The following is a 3,670-nucleotide window of genomic DNA, read 5'->3' as shown; positions in this document are numbered from 1 at the left end:
CAAACCCAATTTGTCCAAGAATTAAGGGGTCGATACACTAATAATATGAAGGCCGAAGGTGAAAAAATAGAATTCGGCTAAATTATTTGTAACTTTTGTGGATCAAGTTGAAGTTCAGATTGCTTGACTAATTCTTCAAATCCATCGAGTGGAATTTCTTCAAGTCTAATACCCAGTTTATCAGCAAAACTTTTATTTCGTCTAGAAGCTCTTTGTTCAATGTTTGAAAGAACAACCACTTCCTGATAGATATGACCAATTGTATCACCTTCGTTATTTGGCTTTATTGATTTTACTGCCTGTTCTGGCTTTACGTAGTCTCCGTTTACTGTTTTCAGGTAATCACCCGGAAGATCTAATATGCTCACAACTTGTCCTATTAGATAACAATAGAAACTATCAATTTTTTGCGTAGCCGTGTTTGCAATCAAATTGCAGTACCTAGTAAGTTGATTTAGGTGATCTGATAGATCAATGTCATGAGCTTTAAACTCAACTAAAATACATTTACCATCCTCAGGGAATAAAAATATGTCAGGCCTTCCTGTTTTTCTATTTTCAATCCTAAACTGCGACATGAGCGCATCTTCATCAATGTTTTTGGGAAACAAATAGCTCCCATCGGGAAGAACTATTTGGTTCAATGGAGTGTCAGAATACCCACTATAATGCACAAATTCTTCGTTAAGTATCCAAAGGTCATTTAAGGCTTCTGTGTCTTTTTTTCTCTTGAAAACAAGATCGTGAATGAGCGCCTCTTTATCCGTTCTCTCTCCTTTGACTCTAGGTATATTTTGATAGGCAAGGCTATTTTTCAAAATAAGACCTAAAATTTTTGTAACCATTTCTCGCCGTATCACATAACGAGAAAGCTCATTCTTGTTTTGTTGAGGAATTAACTCTAACAGTTGTGAACTCTTTTTTCCAAGTTCAGCTTGATATTTAGGATCAGTTGGATTTAATTCAATAAGTGATTCATAAATCTCTTGAATCTTATAGTTTTCTTTGGCAGCTACTTCTGCTTGCTTTTTGAAAATCTTTTCTACTATTTTTTTATTACTGTCGGAAATATCAATGTTTGCTGCATTTGCTATTTCCATTGGAACGCCATATAACTCAGCAAAATATTCTATTCGGTGATCCTGCTGTGCTTTTAACTCTTTAAGCTCTGTATAAATGTCAGGTAGAATCTTCTTTACCTCTTCCTCTATTTTATCAATAAAGATATATTCGGCATCTCTATCAAAAAATACATTTTCTGCTTCTCTTTCAACTTCACGCTGAGTAGGAATAGTAAATTTATCTACTGCATCATTTACATTTTCAGCTCTATCAAGATACTCACCATATACTACCGTTAAATGACGAAAACCATTTATAACTTCATTCTTTTTGATTTTTAAAAAAGGTACTGATTGAATTGCTACATTTTTGCTACATAAAAAAATACCATTTTCTGACAGTTCGTTTTCAGGAAGTTTCCAGTGCGCCCATTGCAAGGATTCTTTATTTCCACTTGGAATCCATTTTATTTCAGAATTATCATCACTAAACTTCAGATAATTTATTTCTAAGTCACCTGTATTTGTTGGTTCTGCAATATCGCTAGAGTTAATTGTTTTTGAGCCTTCTAACTGCTGGTTCTTATAAAAGTTTACAACAATTTGAATTTGTCTCTTTTTATCCAGATACAGCTTCAATAAAAATTTATTTTTAATTGCTGATTGAACATCTTCTATTGTGACATCATCTAGACTCTCTTTATTTACTGTTCCTGGTTTAAATCCACGTAAAATTATTGTGCTACCAGTTTCATCAAGAATGCAGGGGGATTTTTCTGTGTTAGAAGCAAGCGTTTCTTCATCTGAACGAAAACGTCTTTCAAAGTAGTTGCCTTGATCAATGAAAACGCTTCGAATCTCAACTTCGTCGAAGCGATGTAAGAATTGAACTCTTCCAGAACCACGGTTTTTAAAACCTTTCGATTTATCTAAAAGTGTTCGGTATCGTTGAAAACTTGGTTCATCGAAGCCAATTCCATTATCAATTATTTCAAGGTGGCTGAATTTTTTTATTACTTCAAATAGCCCAGTGGTATAATAAAAATTTATTTTAATATAAGGGGTCTCGTCATCTTTATACTCTTTGGCAGCAATTGCTTCAAAGGAGTTAGTAATGGCTTCAAATATCGGGGCATGTAAGTTTTTTGACTTTTTTAAAAGCCCCATTGCTCCTTTAAGGTCAACCGCTTCTGCCATGATACTGCCTCAGTTGTTTACGCTATAAATCTAAAAAATCGTTAGATCATCCAATATACTAAATGTTGTACCTATGTTGTACCCAAAGAAAAAGCAGCTACAGATTTAATTCCGTAACTGCTTCATTTTCTTGGTGGTGTGGGCCGGAATCGAACCGGCGACACAAGGATTTTCAGTCCTTTGCTCTACCAACTGAGCTACCGCACCATCCTGACTGATTCTTCATCAATCGGGACGCAAAAATAGGGGGATTTCAACAAAATACCTCAGGTTATCAACATTTTTTTTGGAGAGGGGGCTGCTGCCGCTATCCAACCACCCCATTTGCAATGCGTAGGGTAGGTGCCGCCAGCTTATTGCTCCCCGCCCGCACACTGTTCCGGTGATACTAAAAACCATCAATGCACAGCACCATCTACCTATTATTAGCCTCCCGGTTCCGCGGATGCCTGGTTTGGCAGATACAACGGCTGCCGAAACCGCCGAAATGGCCAACACATGCCCGGTACCATCCCGCCCGGCCGGTAGGGGATAGAGGGGAAAGGTTCGCGGGATTTATCCGGCTTCTGATGTACCGCAAAGCCATTCTACCTAGTTCGCCTGCAGCAATTCCAATACAGACAAACTCATCAATCGAACAGCTCCATTGATAGCAGGCAGGTAATCCGGGGCAAAACGCGGAGAATGCAGGGAGGGAAGTTCGATTGCACCCGATGAAGCGCGTTTTTTCCGCTCGGGGGCCACCGTCCCCAGCCACATAATATAGGAAGGAATGCGTTCTGCCGTTTGCCCGTATACCCCAAAATCCTCCCCGATCATAACCGGGGCCACCGGCGCTATTGCCGAATCGCCCAACTGCCGGCTCAACAGCCGACGCAGGCGCATTCCCAGGTCAGGATCATTGTAAACCGAAGGAATTGACATATCCAACAGCTCGTACACCGGTAACCTCGTACTGTCTAACCCCGCCGCCAGGGCCAGGTTATTTCCAATGGTTTTGATGCGATCCAGTATCAACTGGCGGGTTTCCTTGCTGAAAGACCGGATCGTGAGCCGCAGCTCCACCTGGTCGGGCACAATATTTCCTACCGTGCCACCCTGTATAGCCCCCACCGTTACCACGGCATTTTCCGTGGTGGGCAGGCTCCGGCTTACAATGGTTTGCAGGGCCAGCACATATTGCGCCGCCAGCACCACCGGATCCACCGTTTTATGAGGCATTGCCCCATGCCCGCCTTTTCCAAACACCGTAATGTTCAGCATATCCACCGCCGCCATAGAATAACCATCACAAAAGCCCGCTTGTCCGGCTAATAATTCTGCATGATCGTGTAAAGCCAACTGAACCGAAGGCCGGGGCAGCTTATGCAGGTTAGCAGAAGCTACTACCTGTTTGGCTCCCTGGCCCGTTT

At 41.1% G+C, this 3,670-nt stretch carries 2 protein-coding genes and 1 tRNA gene; all 3 read right to left on the bottom strand.

The window, feature by feature from the left end; genetic code table 11:
* Positions 1 to 77: 77 nt before the first annotated feature.
* Positions 78 to 2,258 (bottom strand): hypothetical protein, encoded by a 2,181-nt coding sequence (locus A1D16_RS16630; protein WP_290711552.1) that lies wholly within the window; start codon positions 2,256 to 2,258, stop codon positions 78 to 80.
* Positions 2,259 to 2,389: 131 nt separating this feature from the next.
* Positions 2,390 to 2,465, bottom strand: a tRNA-Phe gene (locus A1D16_RS16625).
* A gap of 384 nt (positions 2,466 to 2,849) precedes the next feature.
* A partial coding sequence (locus A1D16_RS16620) for a peptidase dimerization domain-containing protein (RefSeq protein WP_290711550.1) occupies positions 2,850 to 3,670 on the bottom strand: 821 nt, incomplete at its 5' end.

This window comes from Flavihumibacter sp. CACIAM 22H1 (genome assembly GCF_001601815.1).
Lineage (GTDB): Bacteria > Bacteroidota > Bacteroidia > Chitinophagales > Chitinophagaceae > Flavihumibacter.
The sequence above is the reverse complement of the archived record's forward strand: the minus strand, read 5'-3'. Positions and strand labels throughout refer to the sequence as shown.